13 protein-coding genes are annotated in these 19,172 nt (G+C 47.0%); 10 read left to right on the forward strand and 3 right to left on the reverse strand.

The window, feature by feature from the left end; all coding sequences use genetic code 11:
- Positions 1-8: 8 nt before the first annotated feature.
- The 3 genes from BN1546_RS22890 to BN1546_RS22900 all read right to left on the reverse strand — a co-directional run bounded on the left by BN1546_RS22890 (position 9) and on the right by BN1546_RS22900 (position 3,291).
- The gene (locus BN1546_RS22890; RefSeq protein WP_025678581.1) at positions 9-638 is read right to left on the reverse strand and encodes a 4Fe-4S dicluster domain-containing protein; all 630 of its coding nucleotides are present in this window, start codon (positions 636-638) and stop codon (positions 9-11) included.
- Positions 635-2,797: a formate dehydrogenase subunit alpha gene (fdhF, locus tag BN1546_RS22895; protein WP_025678582.1), complete on the reverse strand. Its 2,163-nt coding sequence runs from the start codon at positions 2,795-2,797 to the stop codon at positions 635-637. The genes BN1546_RS22890 and fdhF overlap by 4 nt, the downstream gene beginning before the upstream one ends.
- 128 nt (positions 2,798-2,925) lie before the next feature.
- Complete coding sequence (locus BN1546_RS22900) at positions 2,926-3,291, reverse strand: DUF2294 domain-containing protein (protein WP_090738893.1); 366 nt, start codon at positions 3,289-3,291, stop codon at positions 2,926-2,928.
- Positions 3,292-3,848: 557 nt separating this feature from the next.
- Here BN1546_RS22900 and BN1546_RS22905 point away from each other — a divergent pair.
- The 10 genes from BN1546_RS22905 (at position 3,849) to BN1546_RS22950 (ending at position 19,139) form a co-directional block, all read left to right on the forward strand.
- Positions 3,849-6,686: an alpha-amylase family glycosyl hydrolase gene (locus tag BN1546_RS22905; RefSeq protein WP_090738894.1), complete on the forward strand. Its 2,838-nt coding sequence runs from the start codon at positions 3,849-3,851 to the stop codon at positions 6,684-6,686.
- Between the two features lie 302 nt (positions 6,687-6,988).
- Positions 6,989-8,413 (forward strand): 3-isopropylmalate dehydratase large subunit, encoded by a 1,425-nt coding sequence (leuC, locus tag BN1546_RS22910; protein WP_013371599.1) that lies wholly within the window; start codon positions 6,989-6,991, stop codon positions 8,411-8,413.
- A 21-nt stretch (positions 8,414-8,434) separates the two neighbouring features.
- Positions 8,435-9,037: a 3-isopropylmalate dehydratase small subunit gene (gene leuD, locus BN1546_RS22915; RefSeq protein WP_040103521.1), complete on the forward strand. Its 603-nt coding sequence runs from the start codon at positions 8,435-8,437 to the stop codon at positions 9,035-9,037.
- 231 nt (positions 9,038-9,268) lie between these two features.
- Complete coding sequence (locus BN1546_RS22920) at positions 9,269-10,843, forward strand: N-acetylmuramoyl-L-alanine amidase (RefSeq protein WP_090738895.1); 1,575 nt, start codon at positions 9,269-9,271, stop codon at positions 10,841-10,843.
- 293 nt (positions 10,844-11,136) lie between these two features.
- Positions 11,137-12,636, forward strand: coding sequence for an N-acetylmuramoyl-L-alanine amidase family protein (locus BN1546_RS22925; RefSeq protein WP_040103523.1), 1,500 nt, complete (start codon positions 11,137-11,139; stop codon positions 12,634-12,636).
- Positions 12,637-12,685: 49 nt separating this feature from the next.
- Positions 12,686-13,336 (forward strand): GerMN domain-containing protein, encoded by a 651-nt coding sequence (locus tag BN1546_RS22930; RefSeq protein ID WP_013371594.1) that lies wholly within the window; start codon positions 12,686-12,688, stop codon positions 13,334-13,336.
- A 213-nt stretch (positions 13,337-13,549) separates the two neighbouring features.
- Entirely contained in the window at positions 13,550-14,224 is a 675-nt protein-coding gene (gene nth, locus BN1546_RS22935) for an endonuclease III (RefSeq protein WP_025365090.1), read from the forward strand.
- Between the two features lie 67 nt (positions 14,225-14,291).
- Positions 14,292-14,564, forward strand: a complete 273-nt coding sequence (locus BN1546_RS22940; protein ID WP_090738896.1) for an NAD/NADP transhydrogenase alpha subunit — start codon at positions 14,292-14,294, stop codon at positions 14,562-14,564.
- A gap of 173 nt (positions 14,565-14,737) precedes the next feature.
- Entirely contained in the window at positions 14,738-15,283 is a 546-nt protein-coding gene (locus tag BN1546_RS22945) for a glutathione peroxidase (RefSeq protein WP_013371592.1), read from the forward strand.
- 187 nt (positions 15,284-15,470) lie between these two features.
- Positions 15,471-19,139 carry a dynamin family protein gene (locus tag BN1546_RS22950; protein ID WP_090738897.1) on the forward strand — a complete coding sequence of 1,223 codons (3,669 nt, stop codon included), beginning with the start codon at positions 15,471-15,473 and terminating at the stop codon, positions 19,137-19,139.
- The last annotated feature ends 33 nt before the right edge of the window (positions 19,140-19,172 follow it).

Here is a 19,172-nt window from a genome sequence, read left to right on the forward strand (position 1 = left end):
TTTTGACCTTACAGGCGTGGGAAAAAGACTTCCCGCCGAGGCTCTGGAGGCGAGTCGGATATACCATTGGCCAGCCGTAGCACATGATTTGGACAGGCCTCTACACAAGCAGGCTGTCCGTTCTCTGTTTCCGCGCACAGATCGCATTTGCTTGCCGCAGTGCGGGGAAGCGCGGTTCGATTCGCACGGTTAGTCAGACCGGACTGCGTGATAACGTGTCCGGCTCGATAGACTGGAGATACCTCGATTGCCCCGAAGGGGCAGGCCAAAACACAGGAGGTGCAGCCGATGCATCGGTCCTCATCAATCATGACTACGCCGTCCTCCTGACGAATGGCCTGCACCGGGCAGGCATGTGCACAGGGGGCATTCTCACAATGCCGGCATTGCACTGGCACATACGTATCCCCGGCGCGCACCACATATACCTTGGGAACCACAGGCACGCTGACGGTTCCGACCGAAGCGCCTATGCCGCCTGCCTGACCATGAACGGCAAAGCACGCTAGTTCACAAGCTTTGCAGCCAATACATTGCCCGCCGTCTGCAACGACGAATGAGGAAGCAATAGCACTTGTTCTATCGGCGGACCCCATTCTGTTTGTCGGACGGCTCAGCGTGTTGCGCGCGCCGCTCATCTCGTCACCTTGTCAGCTAAAACGGCTTCCTGAACGTTCATTTGTTTACGAATCTGTTGGTATGATTCATGTACATCACGTTCAGCCTGCGCTTGGTCGGCAATCCGCTCCAACCGGATGGCACAGTATTTTAATTCCGGGGTTTTGGATACCGGGTCGAGAAAATCGGCGGTCAACTCGTTACATGCTCCGACCCACCAGTGATAGGTCATGTAGGTCGCACCTTTCTGCACACGGTCACTGATTTGTGCCCGTGCCATAATGCGTCCCCGACGCGAGGAGATAGCCACAATTTCGCCATCTAGAATGTTTAGATCTGCTCCGTCTTCCGGACTAATCTGAATAAATCCAGGCTCATCAGACAACTGGCGCAATGCACGGCAGTTACCAGTCATAGTACGTACGGAGTAATGGCCTACCTCACGTACTGTAGATAAGACAAGCGGGAATTGTGCATCCGGCTGTTCTTGTGGTGGTCGCCATTCGCAGGCGAATAATCGGCCTTTACCACTAGGTGTGGAAAATTGGTTGCCTTTGTACAAATACGGTGTACCTGGATGATCCTCTGTAGGGCATGGCCATTGTACGCCGCCTTGTTCCTCCATTTTCTGGTAGCTGGCACCAGCGAATAAGGGACTGAGGCTTCGCATTTCATCCCAAATTTCCTCGGTGTTCGCATAGGACATAGGGTAGCCCATGGCGGTAGCAACCTCGCTAATAATAGCCCAGTCAGGCTTTACATCACCTTGCGGCTCGACGGCCTTGCGGATGCGCTGAAAGCCACGGTCTGCCGAAGAATACACCCCGTCATGCTCGCCCCAAGCGGTAGAAGGGAGGATGACATCCGCATGCAGTGCCGTCTTGTTCATGAAAATATCCTGCACCACGACAAATTCCAATTTTTCCAGCGCTTCACGCAGCTCGGCAGCGTTCGGATCACTTTGTACAGGATCTTCGCCGAAGATATAATAAGCCTTCAGCTTGTTCTCTTTCAGAATGAGATGCGGTACTTCTGTAAGTGAATATCCTTTTTTACGCGGCAGTTCAACACCCCATGCTTTTTCAAACTTTTTGCGAACTGCAGTGTCGATGACATCCTGGTAACCAGGATACACATTGGGTAATGCACCCATGTCGCAGGAGCCCTGGACATTGTTTTGTCCACGTACAGGTCCAATACCTACATTTGGCTTGCCCAGATTACCAGTAAGCAGGGCAAGGGAAGCGAGACCTTTTACCACATCAACGGCCTGTGAAAATTGACATACGCCCATTCCGTATAGAATTGTAGCGGTAGGAGCCTTGGCATATTCCCTCATAGCGGCCCGAATGTCAGCAGCCTTGACACCCGTAATACCTTCCGCATATTCAGGTGTATATTTTTTAATGTTTTCTACATATTCGGCAAAACCTTCTGTGTTTGCTTCGACATATCTTTTGTCGTACAGCCCTTCATGTACTAGCACATGACCAAAGGCGTTCACCAAAGCCATGTTCGAGCCGCCTTTTAGAGGTAGCCACATATCCGCGATGCGCCCTGTTTCAGTCATACGAGGATCACATACAATAATTTTGGCACCTCTTTGCTTGGCAGCTACAATACGTCTTGCGACGATTGGATGCGTTTCTGGCGCATTGTATCCAAATACGAAAAGGAGATCAGAATGTTCAATTTCAGGAATAGAGTTGGACATAGCCCCATCCCCAAGCGAGTAGGTTAAGCCTGCTACGGAAGGACCGTGGCAAACACGGGCACAGTGATCAATATTATTGGTGCCAATGACTGCCCGCATGAACTTTTGCATGACATAATTGGCTTCATTCCCCGGACCGCGTGCGGAACCCGTCCCCATGATAGAGTCAGGTCCATACTTTTCCTTAATTGCTGACAGCCGTTCGGCAGTATACTGAATGGCTTCATTCCATTCCACTTCCTCCATGACTCCATTTTTGCGAATCATGGGCTTGCGCAAGCGTGCAGTCAGAATCTGTGGATCATTCAAAAAATCCCACCCATAATGTCCTTTCAGACACAATGTTCCTTCATTTGTACGGCCATTAGCTGGCTCCGCGCCAATTACCTGTCCTTTGTCCACTAGCAAATGAAGCTGACAACCGCTTCCGCAGTAAGGACATACTGTTAATACCTTGTCTGCCATGTGTGCAGCACCTCTTTTTATATGAAATAGATGAAACTCGTAACATAAAAAAAGCCAATACAAAAATGCCGCTTTACGCTGCATTCTGTACTGGCTTATCCGCGAGCGAGGAGCTAATCTCCTTCCCGCTAATCCAACCGGGGTATGTGTTGTAATTCACAAGTAATGATAATATGTCCGTCTCCATGGACGGAGGGGCAGACCTCCCAAGTGTAAGTGAAGGGACTGCCAAGTGTTTTTTCGGCTTCCCTCATAAACTCCTTTTCCAGATAAGGACGAAGGACATTCCAGTAATCACTGACCTTTTCCACAGCGCCTTCATGAACGAGAATTTCGGACAGATTAGACAAAGTACCTTGGATCTCTACTGTAACTCGGAGTGGTGAGTTCAAAGAAACCTTAACGTTGTCCGGTCCTTTTCCTCGGTAATGCTTGACAATACATACGGCCAGCTTCCTGATGCGCTCACGGTATTCCAATTCGGTATTCAACATCTGGACACTCCGCTTCGAATCAAAATAAAGGCGTACTTGCCGCGCATGCTAGACAGCCTCTGTAGCTAATTTAGAACAGGAAGTAAACGTCCCGACCAAAATGGTCTGCCCAGCACGGCGTATCACTCTTCTATGGTAGAACAGGTTGACCAGGAAAGATGTGAAATTCATTACACCCAACCAAAATTTTACATAGTTTAGATTGGAGGTAGGTATGCTGGGAATTTGCGAGCGAAGTTCTGGAAAAGTAGCCATTGGTTTTCATAAAGAGTGATTATGGTCGGAGGAAATCTACACACTAGCAAATACATTGACCGAGGAAAAGTATGGATGATATAATCAAAAAAGGAAAAATCATTGATTATTTTAGATCCGTATTTAAACGGGCTTTTTTAAGAGTTTATTTTGTAAGCGTGTACAATGATTTTCCTTATATAACACGGGGGAGGCGATCAATGGATTCATTTTATCCAAAATAAGTGTCTTTCTTTTTTTTTTATTTTTTATGCAACCGGTTGCACGATCTAGCTACTAAATTTTATCAGGAGGGTGTTAACTTGCTAAGAAAAAAAACAGGGAGTTTTATTTCTTGGTTGATTATACTGTCGCTTTGCTTGAACTTTTTCGGTTTACCTGGCGGTGCTTCGGCCAGTAACACCGATCATACAGCCGCCTATACGAATTCCACAGTGAATGTTCTTCCATTGCCGACCGCAGCGGTCACGTCTACCGTTACTGCGACGTATGCACCTACATCAACTCAAAACGGATTAACGGTTCACTTTAAAAAGCCTGCAAGCTGGAATTCAGCAATTCGAATCCATTACTGGAATTTGAATCCGGCAACCGTTCCGATTAGTGGGGCGTGGCCCGGAATTCTGATGAAGTCGGACGGAAACGACTGGTATAGCTATACCATTGCCGAGGCGACAGGCTCAAGTCTCATCTTTAATGATAGTAGTGGCAAACAGACGGCCGACTTGTCCCGCAGTGTGAAAGAGGGCTGGTATTACACGGATAACGTATGGTATGATGCCAACCCGGAAACTCCAAAAGTTCCGGTGGTTTCCATCTCTCCCGAGCCGAAAACATACGATTCGGCCCAAATGGTAACGCTGTCCAGCACCAACAGTGGCGATAAGATTTATTATACGATAGACGGTTCGACACCTACGACCTCCTCGACCTTGTATACCACTCCAATCAAGGTTGCTTCCTCTTTGACTATCAAAGCCATCGCTGTCAATTCAATCGGTCAAACTGGAAATGCATCCTCTTTCGATTATGTAATTGACCTAAATGCCGATCTGCAAGCTCCGACAATCACGGCTAATTTGCCTGCCGGGCATTCCGGTTCCTCTGTGACGATATCCTTCAACCTGAAAGATAACAAGGCGGCAACGACCAAGGCATACTACACGGAGGATGGTACGGAACCGACCACAAGCTCAAAAGTCTACATCCACGGTAACGCACTGACCGGATTGACCGGACCGTCCATCCTTATCTCCAGGACCACGACATTAAAATTTCTTGTTATAGACGGTGCTGGGAATCAAACCAAACAGAGCTTTGTTTATAATATTGGAGACAAGGGGGATTTTCGGGAAGACACTATTTACTTCGTGATTACTTCCCGGTTCTATGACGGTGATCCAAGCAACAATGTGCATGCATGGGATGATACCAAGGCGCGTAATCCGGATTCGGACCCGGCTTGGAGAGGAGATTTTAAGGGACTGATTCAAAAGCTCGATTATATCAAAGCCCTCGGATTTAGTGCCATCTGGATTACACCTGTTGTGCAGAATGCCAGCGGTTATGATTATCATGGTTACCATGCTATAAACTTTGCCAACGTAGATCCAAGGTATGAATCGGCAGGAGCTTCTTATCAGGATTTGATCAATGCGGCCCATGCCAAAGGGCTGAAGGTTATTCAGGACATCGTCGTCAATCATACCGGTAATTTTGGTGAAGAGAATCTGTACCCCATGTTTAAGAAAGATCCGGCTAAACCGGATACCGGTAACAACTTGGTGAAAACTACGGATAAGCTGCCGTCAAACTATGATTCCATGACACCCGATCAGCAGTATAAGGCAAGGCTCGCTTTAATGAAGACCGCCGAAACGAATAATAATATTTACCATACAGAGAAAAGTCTTTCCTGGGAGTCCTATACTGTTCAGACTGGTCAGATAGCGGGAGATTGCGTGGATTTGAACACGGAAAACCCTGCAGTTAACAAATATTTAATTGATACCTACAATCACTATATAGACATGGGCGTTGACGCTTTCCGTGTCGATACAGTGAAGCATGTGAGCCGATATATTTTCAATAAATACTATATTCCTGCCTGGAAGACAAGAGGCGGCTCGGATTTCTATGTTTTTGGAGAAGTAGCCACCCGGTACAGAGATGTTTGGAACAGCGGAATTCCAGCGATTTCAACGCCATTCTATACTTGGAAGGCTTCAAAATCATATCCGGGCGATGGGAAAAATGACTATGCCTCTAATAAAATGTCGGTTGAACAAGAGTGGACGGATAACTCTACTACAGCAGGACAGCCAACCTCGAACAATGCTTTCTTAATCGGCAATACCTATCATACGCCTGACTATTCGATGAAATCGGGTATGGATGTGATAGATTTTCCTATGCATTGGGCATTCAAGACCGCGCATGAAGCCTTCAATATGAGAAGTGGAGATCAATACTACAATGATGCCACCTGGAATGTAACCTATGTCGACTCCCATGACTATGCGCCCGACCAGGCTCCGGAAAATCAAAGATTTGCGGGCACACAAGATACTTGGGCCGAGAATCTCGATCTGATGTTCACCTTCCGCGGAATACCCGCCATCTTCTATGGCTCCGAAATCGAATTTCAAAAGGGGGCAGTCATTGATCCGGGTCCAAATGCACCGCTAAGCAAAACGGGACGGGCTTACTACGGCGATCACATAGAAGGCAGTGTTATGGTACAAGATTATGGCAAATACACAAACGCTACTGGCACGCTGGCGGAATCACTCAGCCATCCTCTGGCGAAACATATCAGACAGCTAAATTTAATTAGAAGAGCTGTTCCTGCCTTGCAAAAAGGCCAGTATTCTACAGAAAATGTAACGGGTAATCTTGCGTTTAAGAGAAGATATACCGACAGCGCCAAAGGCATTGACAGCTTTGCGTTGGTCACGATTTCGGGAAACGCAACGTTTTCCGGAATTCCGAACGGAACCTATGTGGATGCAGTGACCGGTGATTCCAAAAAAGTTACGGATGGCAAAATTACCTTGACTTGCTCCGGTAAAGGAAATGCAAGGGTATATGTTTTGAATGGCAGTGGTGGAATTGGAGAAACGGGAACCTATTTGAAGTAAGCAGTCATCGGAGATTGACGGTGTACGGTATGGTGATGCACTCAATCTCAATGTTTTAGCGCAAAACTATAATGATATAAAAATAGAGTCATACCAAAGGTCAAAAGGAAAAATAACCTTCGGCCTTTGGTGTTTTAGTCTTGCCTCAATATTTTCTTAAGCGCGCTTATAGGTCAAGACTATCACTTCTATAGATATCATATCTTAGACCAATCAGACACGTCGTGGTATATTGTTGACATCCAAGAGAGAGCCGTACAGCTTCTCTCCACTAGGTTCGAAAAACACAGGGGTGAATATTGATGAGTAAAAAGACCATGTTCGAGAAAATTTGGGATAACCATGTCATCTATCAGGAAGCGGGCAAGCCGAGTATTTTGTACATTGATCTTCACCTCGTACATGAGGTAACTTCGCCGCAGGCGTTTGAGGGACTACGTCTTAGCGGTCGCAAGGTGCGTCGTCCAGAGCTGACGTTTGCCACAATGGATCATAACGTACCGACAAAAGATCGTTACAACATTACGGACCCGATTTCCAAGCAGCAGATTGATACATTGACTCAAAATTGCCGCGATTTCGGTGTCACACTATATGATCTGGATACGGTAGATCAGGGTGTCGTTCACGTTATGGGGCCTGAACTGGGGCTGACTCATCCGGGAAAAACGATTGTTTGTGGTGATAGCCATACCTCCACACACGGGGCGTTCGGAGCGCTCGCTTTTGGTATCGGAACCAGTGAGGTAGAGCACGTATTGGCAACGCAATGTCTCCAGCAAGCAAAAGCAAAAACGATGGAAGTTCGTTTTGTAGGGCGTCGCAAACCTGGTGTGACGGCAAAGGACATGATTTTGGGTGTCATCGCCAAATACGGTACAGATTTCGCTACAGGCTATGTTATTGAGTACACAGGTGAGTCCATCCGCGAGTTGAGCATGGAAGAGCGCATGACAGTGTGTAACATGTCTATTGAAGGCGGAGCCAGAGCAGGTATGATTGCGCCGGACGAAACGACCTTCAACTACTTGCGTGGACGTCAACATGTAGCCCAAGGTGACGCATTTGAGCAGGCGGTTGCTGAGTGGAAAGAGCTTGTCACCGATGAAGGCGCTGAGTTTGATGTCGTGCTGGAGTTTGACGTGGACTCCTTAATTCCACAAGTAACGTGGGGCACCAGTCCCGGTATGGGCACAGATATTTCCTCAACCGTACCCATTCCGGCAGAATTGCCGACAGAAAACGAACGTAAAGCAGCTGAAAAAGCGCTTGAATATATGGATCTGAAGCCAGGCACACCGATCACGGATATTGCAATTGATTATGTGTTTATCGGCTCCTGCACCAACGGTCGGATTGAAGATTTGCGCGCTGCAGCCGAAGTAGCCAAAGGCTACAAGGTTTCTGACAAAGTCACGGCAATCGTGGTACCAGGTTCGGGTCGTGTGAAAATTCAGGCTGAAGAAGAAGGACTGGACGTCATTTTTCAAGAAGCAGGATTTGAGTGGCGCGAAGCGGGTTGCAGCATGTGTCTTGCAATGAATCCAGATGTACTTCAACCGGGGCAACGTTGTGCTTCAACTTCTAATCGTAACTTTGAAGGTCGTCAGGGACGCGGAGGACGTACTCACCTTGTATCTCCAGCAATGGCAGCCGCTGCGGCGATTCATGGACATTTTGTCGATGTACGAGATTGGAAATTCAAGCAAGAAGAAGTTGTCCGCTAGGATACGGAGGAGGAATTAACGATGGAAGCTTTCACAACTTTAAAAGGAATTGTAGCGCCTGTGGATCGGGTGAACGTGGATACGGATGCTATTATTCCTAAGCAATTTTTGAAACGAATCGAGCGCACAGGCTTTGGGCAGTTTTTGTTCTATGAGTGGCGGTTTGATGAGGCGGGCAATATTAATCCTGAATTTGAACCGAACAAGCCTCGTTATGTAGGGGCATCTGTACTGATTTCTCGCGCCAACTTTGGTTGCGGCTCCTCCCGTGAGCATGCACCGTGGGCAATCATGGACTATGGGTTTCGTTGTGTAATCGCACCGTCTTTTGCGGATATCTTCTATAATAACTGTTTTAAAAACGGTATTTTGCCGATCAAGCTGTCTGAAGAGCAAGTAGAGGAATTGTTCCAGCGCACGGCGAAGCATGATAATTACCAATTAAACGTAGACCTGAATGAAAAAACGATCACTGACGATTACGGTCTGCGTATTGAATTCGATCTGGATGAACATCGCCGTCAATTCCTGCTGCAAGGCTTGGATGATATTGGCTTGACCCTCCAGCATGAGTCTGAAATTCTGGCTTATGAGCAAAAGCGTGCTGCGAAACAAGGCGCATAATGCTCATTTCCAGTCCAATTTTAATATGAAGAAATATAGTTGATTTATTTGATAGACAGACAGCCCGTACTGGCAACTCTTTTGCCTACGGGCTTTTATCATGTTTAGAAAATAAATTGGTAAATAAGGGGTTGACGGTTCGACTCATCATGGTATTGTAAATGTAAAATGGTTGAAGGACTATGTCTGTAAGTAGCACAAAAAATACATATATAAGTTAGGGGAATGAGGATGAAGAAATATGGTTGGGTGATACTAGCGGCTATCTTGATTTGGTTATGGCCGTCCTCCCCTCATGTGAATGCGGCTGGAGCAGAATTATTTTTGGAGGGCAAAAGGGTGGAAGCGCCCGCAGGTGCCAAGCCTGAAATGGTCAATGGTAAAATCATGGTACCGCTCAGGGTGGTTGGGGAGCAGCTTGGATATCAGTTTAAGTGGGAGCCACAAGCCTATAAAATTTCAATACAAAAAAACAGTACCGATATGTCTATGTATGTAGGCCGTACATCGGCTGATGTGAATGGAAAAACAGTTAGTTTGGATGCACCACCTGTGCTGCGGGGCAGCTCGACCATGGTTCCATTGCGTTTTGTCGGGGAGCAAATGGGGTTAAAAGTGGATTGGAATAATCAAAATAAATCCGTAAATCTCAGTCAGAAGATTGCAACTCAACCAGCGAATAAACAGTCTCAATCCCAACAACCGTCGCAAACGTCAACACAGAGTACAAAAAGCACAAATAAAACGTCTACAGTAACAGCGACAACAATAACTCCGGTTGAAGCAGACAAGCATACGGAAGCCGTACCTTCAACTTCCAAGGAGCAGAATGTAGAACAGACTACAACAAATGCGGTGCTTGTACAAAACATTTCTTTTGAGAATGAAACGTTAAAGATTTCTCTGAACAAAGACCTAACTCCTAAAGTATCCAAAATGACAGGACCTGACCGTATAGTTGTAGATTTACCGGAGACTTCACTGTCGACAGATCTTCTCCAGTCGTTCCCGGTTCGTAAGGATGGCACGCGGGCGTTGGTGAATAGTTACAGTGAGGATGTACAGGAAATCAGATTTGCTCCTGCGGATGGAACAAAAGGGGGCGCACGTATCGTCATTGCTTTGAATCAGGCACGTGATTACGATCTTTCAACAAATGGCATAGGTGATATCACCCTTCAGTTGCGTGAACGTAGTGTGAACCCGGAGATAGTAGCTCCAACGAATGTCGAAGGACGGCGAATCGTCGTAATTGATCCAGGACATGGTGGTAAGGACCCTGGAGCAGGCAGTGTGACTGGACGACATGAGAAGGAATTTACGTTGGCGGTAGCGTTAAAAGTCCAGCAGCTTGCCCAAAATGATCCTGATATTCAAATTGTATTGACTCGCAATGGAGATACGTATCCCACACTGGATGAACGGCCACAGCTCGCTAATAATCAGCAGGCTAGCGTGTTTGTTTCCATTCATGGTAACAGTATGCCAACTTCTAATAACGGAAAAGCTAATGGGTCTGAAACCTATTATGCACGTCAGGAAAGTTTGAGCCTGGCCACGATCATGCACAAGCATCTTGTAGCAGCAACCGAGTTTAAGGATAACGGTATTAAGGTGGCAAACCATGTGGTGACGAGAAAATCACAAATGCCCGCTGTATTACTGGAATGTGGCTACCTTAGTAATCTGTCAAATGAAGCGGCCATGTTCACAGAAGAAACACAGCAGAAGATTGCCGAAGGTATTGTCGATGGCCTGAAAGAGTACCTTGGAACAGGCACAGGAGTAACTGAATCACTCAACTAAGAAAGTTTGCAATAAAAGCTGCTTTTTCACCTTTTAATGAAAATTCATGAGGGTGAAAAGTAGCTTTTTTTATTTTTTTGCTGTGACTTTTGACGGGAAGCAAATGGTCCATATTTTTAGTCAAAATTCGACAAAAATAGTTCTTTGGCACGTATATTTCTGTTATGATGGAATATATTCGCAACTTTTGGTGTGAGATAACGTCTATAAGGTTGTCTGATATTACATAAGGCGTATATCAGGTCGCCGCACCGGAGCATGTGGCAAAAAAATTATGAATGGAAGGGTGACGAATGAAGAAATTTGGTTTTTTGTTGTTATTATTTGTCTTCATGTGGGCGGTTCCGGGTTATGGACATGCGGCTTCGAGTGGAACACAAATCTATCTCGACGATCAACAGTTAAGTGTCCCTAGTGGTGCTAAGGCACAAGTAATTGGCGGAAGTACGATGGTTCCGCTGCGCGTAATTTCTGAAAATTTGGGATATGACGTGACATGGAAGCAGCAGGCGCGAACCATAACGATTGAGAAGGACAGTACCTTGATCCGAATGATAATCGGAAGTAAGACGGCGACTGTCAATGGAAGCGACATTAGTCTGGATGCTTCGCCTCTGCTGCGTTCCAATTATGCCCTTGTACCGCTTCGTTTTATCGGCGAGCAAATGGGACTGGACGTAAAATGGGACAGCAGCTCCAAGTCCGTAAAATTATATACCCGCAATAGTGGGTCTGGAAACGGGGAATTTACACCTCCTAAGTCCGGAAATAACAGTACAGGTACAGGAAGTGTAACTGCGCCAACCAATAATGCGAGTTCAGGTGTGACGCAGGTGCAGGGAGTCAGTTTCAGCCAAAACCGCTTAACCATCACAACAGCGGGTGCTGTCAAGCCGAAAGCGTTTACGATGACAGGCCCTGATCGGGTAGTGGTGGATTTGCCAGCGACTGCATTTGCGGACAATTTTGGAGACCAGCAGAAGCTGGATAGCAACTTAAATGGTTCGCTGGACATTGAGAATGAAGCGGATGTGTCCGGTATCCGATATGCTTTATTCCAAAAGGAACCATCAACGGTGCGAGTTGTTATTGATTTGAAACATGCCATGAATTATACCGCATATAATGATGGATCGAATCGTGTTATCGTCGATCTGGCTTCCAAGGATTCAGTGAATACAACGCCAGACGCAACGTTACCGGATGGGTCAGAGCCGGACGATACGCAGACATCTCCAGTTAATAGCAATGGTAAAAAGGTCGTTGTTATTGATGCTGGACATGGAGCAAAAGATTCCGGGGCAGTTGGTATTTCAAGAAAAAATTATGAAAAGACCTTCAACCTTGCGATGGCTCTGAAAGTAGAAAGCATATTAAAACAAAACCCCAAGCTTGAGGTTGTGTTAACACGTAGCGATGATACATTTTTGGAGCTTAAACAGCGCGTAAAAGTGGCTGAAAATCTTAAAGCCAACGTGTTTGTGTCCATTCATGCTAACAGCAGCGGTAGCTCAGCTTCCAACGGCACAGAGACGTATTACCAGCGTAGTGCAAGCAAAGCGTTCGCCAACGTTATGCATAAGTACTTTGCTCCTGCGACGGGTCTGACAGACCGCGGCATTCGTTATGGAAATTTCCATGTAATTCGGGAAACGACTATGCCAGCTGTTTTGCTTGAAGTAGGATATCTGAGTAATGCAAAAGAGGAAGCAACACTGTTTGATGAAGATTTTCAAAACCGGGTAGCTCAAGGGATTGCAGATGGAATCACAGAGTATCTCGACGTAAAATAAATCTTCAACAAATCGCTTGCCAACGTCAAGTAAGGAGGGGGACAGACATATGAACAAGAAAATCGTAATTGCAGGTCTGCTGGCACTGTTTGCCATTGCAGGTGCAGGGTGTGCCTCTAAGCAAACATCGGCTCCTGCGACTCCATCTCAGGAAACACAAACTTCAGCTGCACAAAATAGTACACCCGAACAGACGACCCCTGATCCATCAGCTCAGTCTGCTGAAAATAATGGAGCGAGTCAAACACCTGCAACTCCGTCGACGGAGCCTACAAAGACCAAGACGGACACGGAAAAGTCAGGAGATCGTCAAACACAGCAGATCACGGTGTATTATACGGATACACAAGAGAACGGTTTGAAAGAACAAAAAAAGGAAATTACCTATCCGAGCGAGCTGGAAAAATTCCAAAAAGCGTTTGAAGCTCTACAAAAGAGCGGTGATTCTGCTCTGATTCCGTTGTGGTCCGAGAAAATTACCGTGCATAAGATCAAATTGGATAACGGTGCATTGACCTTTGATATTTCCCTGCCGGATGAGGCTCGATTGGGAGCTGGCGGCGAGGAATTGGCTATCGATGCTTTGAAGCAAACGATGTTCCAATTCAAGGAAGTCAAAACGCTGGATTTGCTCGTAGATGGTCAATCTCTGGAGTCCTTAATGGGACATGTAGATTTGGAGCATCCAATGAGCCGTTAATCGATCAGACTGTATGAAAATTTCTTGAGAATTTACACACTTTTCACGTGCAATCTGTGACAGATAATGATAATATAGGAGTGTATTTCTCGCCTATGCAGGCAGTCATGCACAAATAGTATTCGTTTCTTTCCGGATGATTATTTAGAGTGACCGTCTTGATGCGGGCTATCCCGTATCAAGACGTTTTTTTTGCTAGGAGGTAGGATTTCCGTGAATGCAGCAACCGCACGTCATATATTGGACACCATCGGTACGATGTTTCCGGATGCCCATTGTGAGCTGAACCATGACAATGCTTTTGAATTAACGATTGCCGTGTTATTGTCTGCTCAATGCTCCGATCAGATGGTCAATAAAGTAACGGCAGACCTGTTTCAAAAATACAAGTCACCTGAGGATTATTTGGCTGTTCCTCTTGAGGAACTGGAGCAGGATATTCGTAGAATCGGCTTGTACCGAAACAAGGCCAAGCATATTCATAACCTCTGCCGGATTTTAATAGACCAGTACGGGGGAGAGATACCTTCGGAGCATGATCAACTGGTCAAGCTACCCGGTGTTGGCCGCAAGACGGCTAATGTCGTAGTATCTACTGCCTTTGATGTACCAGCTATTGCGGTAGATACGCATGTAGAGCGCGTTTCCAAACGGCTCGGCTTTGCAGGGTGGGATGATTCAGTGCTTGAGGTGGAAAAAAAGCTGATGAAAAGGGTACCTAGGGATGAATGGTCTGTGACCCATCACCGGCTCATTTTTTTCGGACGCTACCATTGCAAAGCTCAAAACCCTCAATGTCAGGTGTGTCCATTGCTGGATGTGTGCAGGGAAGGCAAGAAACGTATGAAAACGTCTCTTATCAGAAAAGATAAGAAACGTAGAGCTTAAAGACCCGAAAGACCTATAAAGGTAATAGAGGGTTTAACCATTTATGTGTAGAAAAGGATGAAGAGTAATGAAGTGCATTGCGGTATATACAGATAATTTTGAGGCGTTCTCCGATATTTTTGAGCAAATTGTAACAACAGAGTTTGCTGAAAACGAAGAGCGCGAGCTAGAGGGAATCACAGTTAGTCATTCTGGTGATGTCCCTGAGCATTACCTGGAGCGTATGTCACAAAAACCAGAAGTGGTCGTAATGAAGGATAAATCCCGTGGAATTACGATCTTACAGCATGGTCAAGTATTTGAAATTTTGCTGCCAGTACTTGAGACTGCAGCTAATTAAGTGTAATTAGCGGACGACATGCGTTGCATGTTCCGGTATAGGCGGCTCGGCTGGTCTAACCAGCCCGCAGGCGCATATACGAACCTTGAAGACCGTCATAAAACGCTGGATATGGATGATTTCACATATTTAAATATGAAATCTTCAATTACATTTTCAGAGGAGTTTCTTAAATGAGCATTTATGATTATTCAGCCATTGCGATGAACGGCAAGGAGATCACCCTTAGTGATTATAAAGATAAAGTAGTGTTGATTGTAAATACGGCCAGCCAGTGCGGTTTTACATTTCAATATCAGGATTTGCAGCGTCTATATGATCAATATAAGGATAGAGGCTTGGTGATTCTCGGGTTCCCATGCAATCAATTTGCCGATCAAGAGCCGGATTCCAATGAAAGTGTGCAAACATTTTGTACTCTGAATTATGGGGTCGCATTCCCCATGTTCCAAAAGGTGAATGTACGTGATGAGCAGGCTCACCCGTTGTTTACATATCTTGCTTCGTCGTTGCCCTTTGAGGGCTTTGATGAAACACATTCGGTTGCCAAAATACTTATTCCTTTAATTCATGAGCGTCATCCTGAGTACTTACCAGGAGATTCGATCAAATGGAATTTCACGAAATTCCTGATTGATCGGAACGGGAAAGTGATCAAACGATTTGAAGCAACGACAGACCCTCTGGATATGGAAGAATATATTGAAGCATTACTGTGATGATCTGTTTTGGACATTATAAAATAAACTTATGGTTTGCCATTTACAAGAACGCGTTCCCGAAAGCCAGGTACAGGCAGGGAGCGCTTTTTTAGTTTTTTTAATGTGATGATTCTCACAGTGGCTTAGGAATGCTACAATATAGCTATTTGGTGCAGATAAGAAACAAGGAGTGAAACCGTAGCTTATGATGCAAACGATTACAGGAGATGCGGACAAGTGGTTGAATACGATAGAACAGATACAGGATAACTTGCGTAAAGCAGGGGATGAAGCGGGAGCGAGGGCGCTAGGGGATTTGATGGAAAAAGCGCATGCGCAAGAGTTGACCATTGCCTTTTGTGGACATTTTTCAGCAGGTAAATCGAGCTTGATTAACAGCCTGTGCGGTAAAACCGTGCTGCCATCTGGACCGGTGCCTACAAGCGCTAATGTAGTGTCCATCCGTCATGGACGTTCGAGAGTGCTTATTCATCCAGCCCGATCGGTAGAAAACCCGGAGCCGGAAATCGTGGAAGCTTCCCTGTCCGAGCTTGCTGAGTATTGTAAAAATGGTGGAGCCTATGAATCAGTTGAAGTATGGGAGGATGTTCCGATATTATCTGGCGGAGGAGTGCTGCTGGATACACCCGGCGTAGATTCCACAGACCACGGACACGCGATGGCGACACATTCAGCTTTACATTGGGCTGATATTGTTTTTTATGTGATGGACTACAATCATGTCCAATCTGAAAATAATTTGTCTTTTGCCAAAAGTTTGTCGGATTGGGGCAAGCCACTATATTTGATCATCAATCAAATCGATAAGCACCGAGAGCGGGAGCTATCCTTTACACGTTATCGTAATGAGGTGGAAAGCAGCTTTCATGCCTGGCAGGTACATTACACGGACGTTCTGTTTACTTCCTTGAAGGAGCAAAATCACCCCTGGAATCAGTGGGAGCAGTTGACGTGCTTGATTCCGAATTTGCTGGAGCGCAAAGCAGAGCTTTTGGCTTATAGTTTAGTGTCTTCTATGCACCATTTGGTAGAGCAGCATGTGGAGACGGTGCAGGCCGCTGAAGAAGAGGAACTGAACGCACTGCTCAAAGAAGCAGGTGGAGAAGAGGCCATTTTGCGCCTGGACATAGAGCAGAAGGCCTTACAGCAAGAGGATGAACACTGGAGGATGCTTCCAGAGCAGGAGCATAAACGGCTTCGTCAAGAGCTGGATCATCTACTGGAACACGCCCATCTCACGCCTGCGGAGCTACGTGAAGCTGCTGGCGAATATTTAGAAAGCCGCAAGCCGGGCTTTAAAACAGGGTTATGGTTTGCCGGAGGAAAGACAGAGCGAGAAAAGGAGCACCGTTTGGCCCGGCTGGCAGGGATGCTGAGTGATCAGGTGGAGGGACAACTGTTGCCTCATGTGCGTGAGTTACTGAGGTCATGGGGAGAAGGTCAAGGTTTGTGGACCGCTGCGATGGAGCAGGAGCTGGATGACATCCGCCCTGCAACGGATCGGCAACTGGTAGAGCAGACAGTAAAGGAAAATGCTTTGTCTCCGGAGTATACGTTGAACTATTGCAAGGACTTACGCGCTGCTGTGACCGCTGATTGCCGCCGCAAGGCGTTGGCGCTGGTAGACCGCCTGCTGGCCCAGCTTGCGGTACGGGTCGAAGCCAACCGCGAGGCTCTCGCGGATGCGCGCACTGCGTTGCTGGCGCAGGCGGACGCGGCGAGCCGTTACAGCACTCGCTTGCAAGCCTTGGCTTCGCACGCCGACCTGCTGCGTAGCATGCTGCCGCAGGCTTCCGCGCCTGGCGGGTTGCCCCGTGTGGGCACGCCTGCTCCTGCGGCCGATACTGCCGCTGCTGCCCCGACAGATACGGCTTCAACAGGTGCCGTGCGTCCAGACATTGCTGGCTCGCACAACGCATCGGTGCAGCCACAAGCAGGCATGACAACAGCGCAGTCTGCCGCCGGGGGCCGCCGTACGCGGCTGGATGCAGCAGCGACAAGATTGAAGGCGGCCGCTGCATTGGTAAGCCCGTACCCTGCGATGCAGGCGGCTGTTCGGGATTTACATGCGCGAGCTGCTGCACTGGAGGACGGGCGCTTTACACTGGCGCAATTCGGAGCATTCAGTGCCGGCAAATCCAGCTTTGCCAACGCTTTGCTGGGCGAAGCGGTGTTACCCGTATCGCCCCATCCGACGACAGCGGCGATTAATCGCATTATGGCGCCTACAAGTCATGAGCGCCATGCCACGGCTGACGTCCACATGAAATCAGTGGATGCGTTGCGGGAAGATCTTAAATACTCATTTCGGTTATTAGGATTGGGAGAGCCAGCATCCGTGGGCTGGCAAGAAGCCGTAAATTCGTTATCACCAGAAGGTATTCATCCTGCGGGAAGGCCTCATTACAGCTTTTTGAAGGCTGCTGCAGCTGGATGGGAAGAAGCTGAAAGCTTGCTAGGACAACAGCTTCAGGTGAATCTAGAGCAATATCGAGATTTTGTCGCATCCGAGCGCAAATCATGCTTCGTGGAGCATATCGACCTTTATTATGATTGCACTTTGACTCGTCAGGGCATCGTGCTGGTGGATACGCCAGGTGCCGATTCTGTGAATGCACGGCACACAGGTGTGACCTTCAATTATATGAAGCATGCAGACGCTCTTGTATTTGTGACATATTATAACCATGCGTTTACGCAAGGAGACCGACAGTTCTTGAATCAATTGGGCCGAGTCAAAGAGACATTGGCGCTGAATCAGACGTTTTTTATCGTCAACGCATCCGATTTGGCGTCTTCTGAAGATGAACTATATTCTGTGACTCAGCATGTACAGGAACAACTTCAGGCGAACGGAATCCGCAAGCCGCGTATTTATCCGCTTTCCAGCATGCTAGCGTTGGAAGCAGCCGAGCGGGGAGAGGCTTCGCTACGTGCAGCTTCACGGTTTGATGTGTTTGAAAATGATTTTTCGGCATTTGCAGCCGAAGAGCTGGCAGGCTTGTCTATTGCATCTGCTTTGCAGGAGCTGGGACGTCTGCGGAGTCGAATAGAACAACATGCTGCTGATGCCCGGTATAGCGCTGAAGAGCGTGAGCTCCGATTAGAGCAATTAACTCGAATTCGTGGGGAACTGGAGAATGTGCTCCTTGGTTCGACTGACAACAATGGTGGATCTGTGCTGTCGGACGAAACCGATGAACTGTTGTATCATGTACGCCAAAGGCTAGCCTACCGGACGGGTGAATTTATGGCAGAAGCGTTCCATCCATCTGTTTTGCGTGAAGGAGTAGGTGATCTTCGTTTGGCCTTTGCATCTTGTGGTCGTGAGCTGATGCGATTGATCGAACTGGAGTTGTCTCAGGAATTGCTGGCAACCACCCTCAGACTAGAAAAAATGGGGCAAGCCTTGGTGGGTAAAGCTATCCAACAGTGCGTAGATCACATGAACCTTCAGTTGAATGGGCTAGATTGCACAGTTCCTGGATTTAGAGAATGGGCTGTCCCCGAACTGAGCGATATTTCCCTACAGGAGTCCATTCAGTGGAAGAATTATTGGAATAGCTTTAAAAATCCAAAGCTATTTTTTGAAGGGACGGGTCGGGCGAATTTACAAACTAGACTGGAGCCCATATTACGCCAGTTAATCGGAGAAGCTGTGGATCAGCAGCGAGAACGAATGTCTTCTTTTTACGTTGCTATGATGCAAGAGGAACAAACATGGCAGAAAGCACAGCTACGAGAGCAAATGCTGGAGACGATTCGTGGTATGGAACATGCACTTAAGGGCGGTGAGGAGCCACAAGTTTGGGAAGAGCTTGCTGATCAGCTCGCGAATTTAGAGTCAATATAAATATGTTCATGATTGCATTAAGATCAAGACACC

This window comes from Paenibacillus sp. Mc5Re-14 (genome assembly GCF_001049835.1).
GTDB classification, from domain to species: Bacteria; Bacillota; Bacilli; order Paenibacillales; family Paenibacillaceae; genus Paenibacillus; species Paenibacillus polymyxa_C.

What these genes read in the sequence shown, in the direction of transcription:
- BN1546_RS22890 (WP_025678581.1), bottom strand. Translation starts at nt 638, where the DNA reads ATGAGCGGCGCGCGCAACACGCTGAGCCGTCCGACAAACAGAATGGGG.
- fdhF (WP_025678582.1), bottom strand. Translation starts at nt 2,797, where the DNA reads ATGGCAGACAAGGTATTAACAGTATGTCCTTACTGCGGAAGCGGTTGT.
- BN1546_RS22900 (WP_090738893.1), bottom strand. Translation starts at nt 3,291, where the DNA reads ATGTTGAATACCGAATTGGAATACCGTGAGCGCATCAGGAAGCTGGCC.
- leuC (WP_013371599.1), top strand. Translation starts at nt 6,989, where the DNA reads ATGAGTAAAAAGACCATGTTCGAGAAAATTTGGGATAACCATGTCATC.
- leuD (WP_040103521.1), top strand. Translation starts at nt 8,435, where the DNA reads ATGGAAGCTTTCACAACTTTAAAAGGAATTGTAGCGCCTGTGGATCGG.
- BN1546_RS22920 (WP_090738895.1), top strand. Translation starts at nt 9,269, where the DNA reads ATGAAGAAATATGGTTGGGTGATACTAGCGGCTATCTTGATTTGGTTA.
- BN1546_RS22925 (WP_040103523.1), top strand. Translation starts at nt 11,137, where the DNA reads ATGAAGAAATTTGGTTTTTTGTTGTTATTATTTGTCTTCATGTGGGCG.
- BN1546_RS22930 (WP_013371594.1), top strand. Translation starts at nt 12,686, where the DNA reads ATGAACAAGAAAATCGTAATTGCAGGTCTGCTGGCACTGTTTGCCATT.
- BN1546_RS22940 (WP_090738896.1), top strand. Translation starts at nt 14,292, where the DNA reads ATGAAGTGCATTGCGGTATATACAGATAATTTTGAGGCGTTCTCCGAT.
- BN1546_RS22945 (WP_013371592.1), top strand. Translation starts at nt 14,738, where the DNA reads ATGAGCATTTATGATTATTCAGCCATTGCGATGAACGGCAAGGAGATC.
- BN1546_RS22950 (WP_090738897.1), top strand. Translation starts at nt 15,471, where the DNA reads ATGATGCAAACGATTACAGGAGATGCGGACAAGTGGTTGAATACGATA.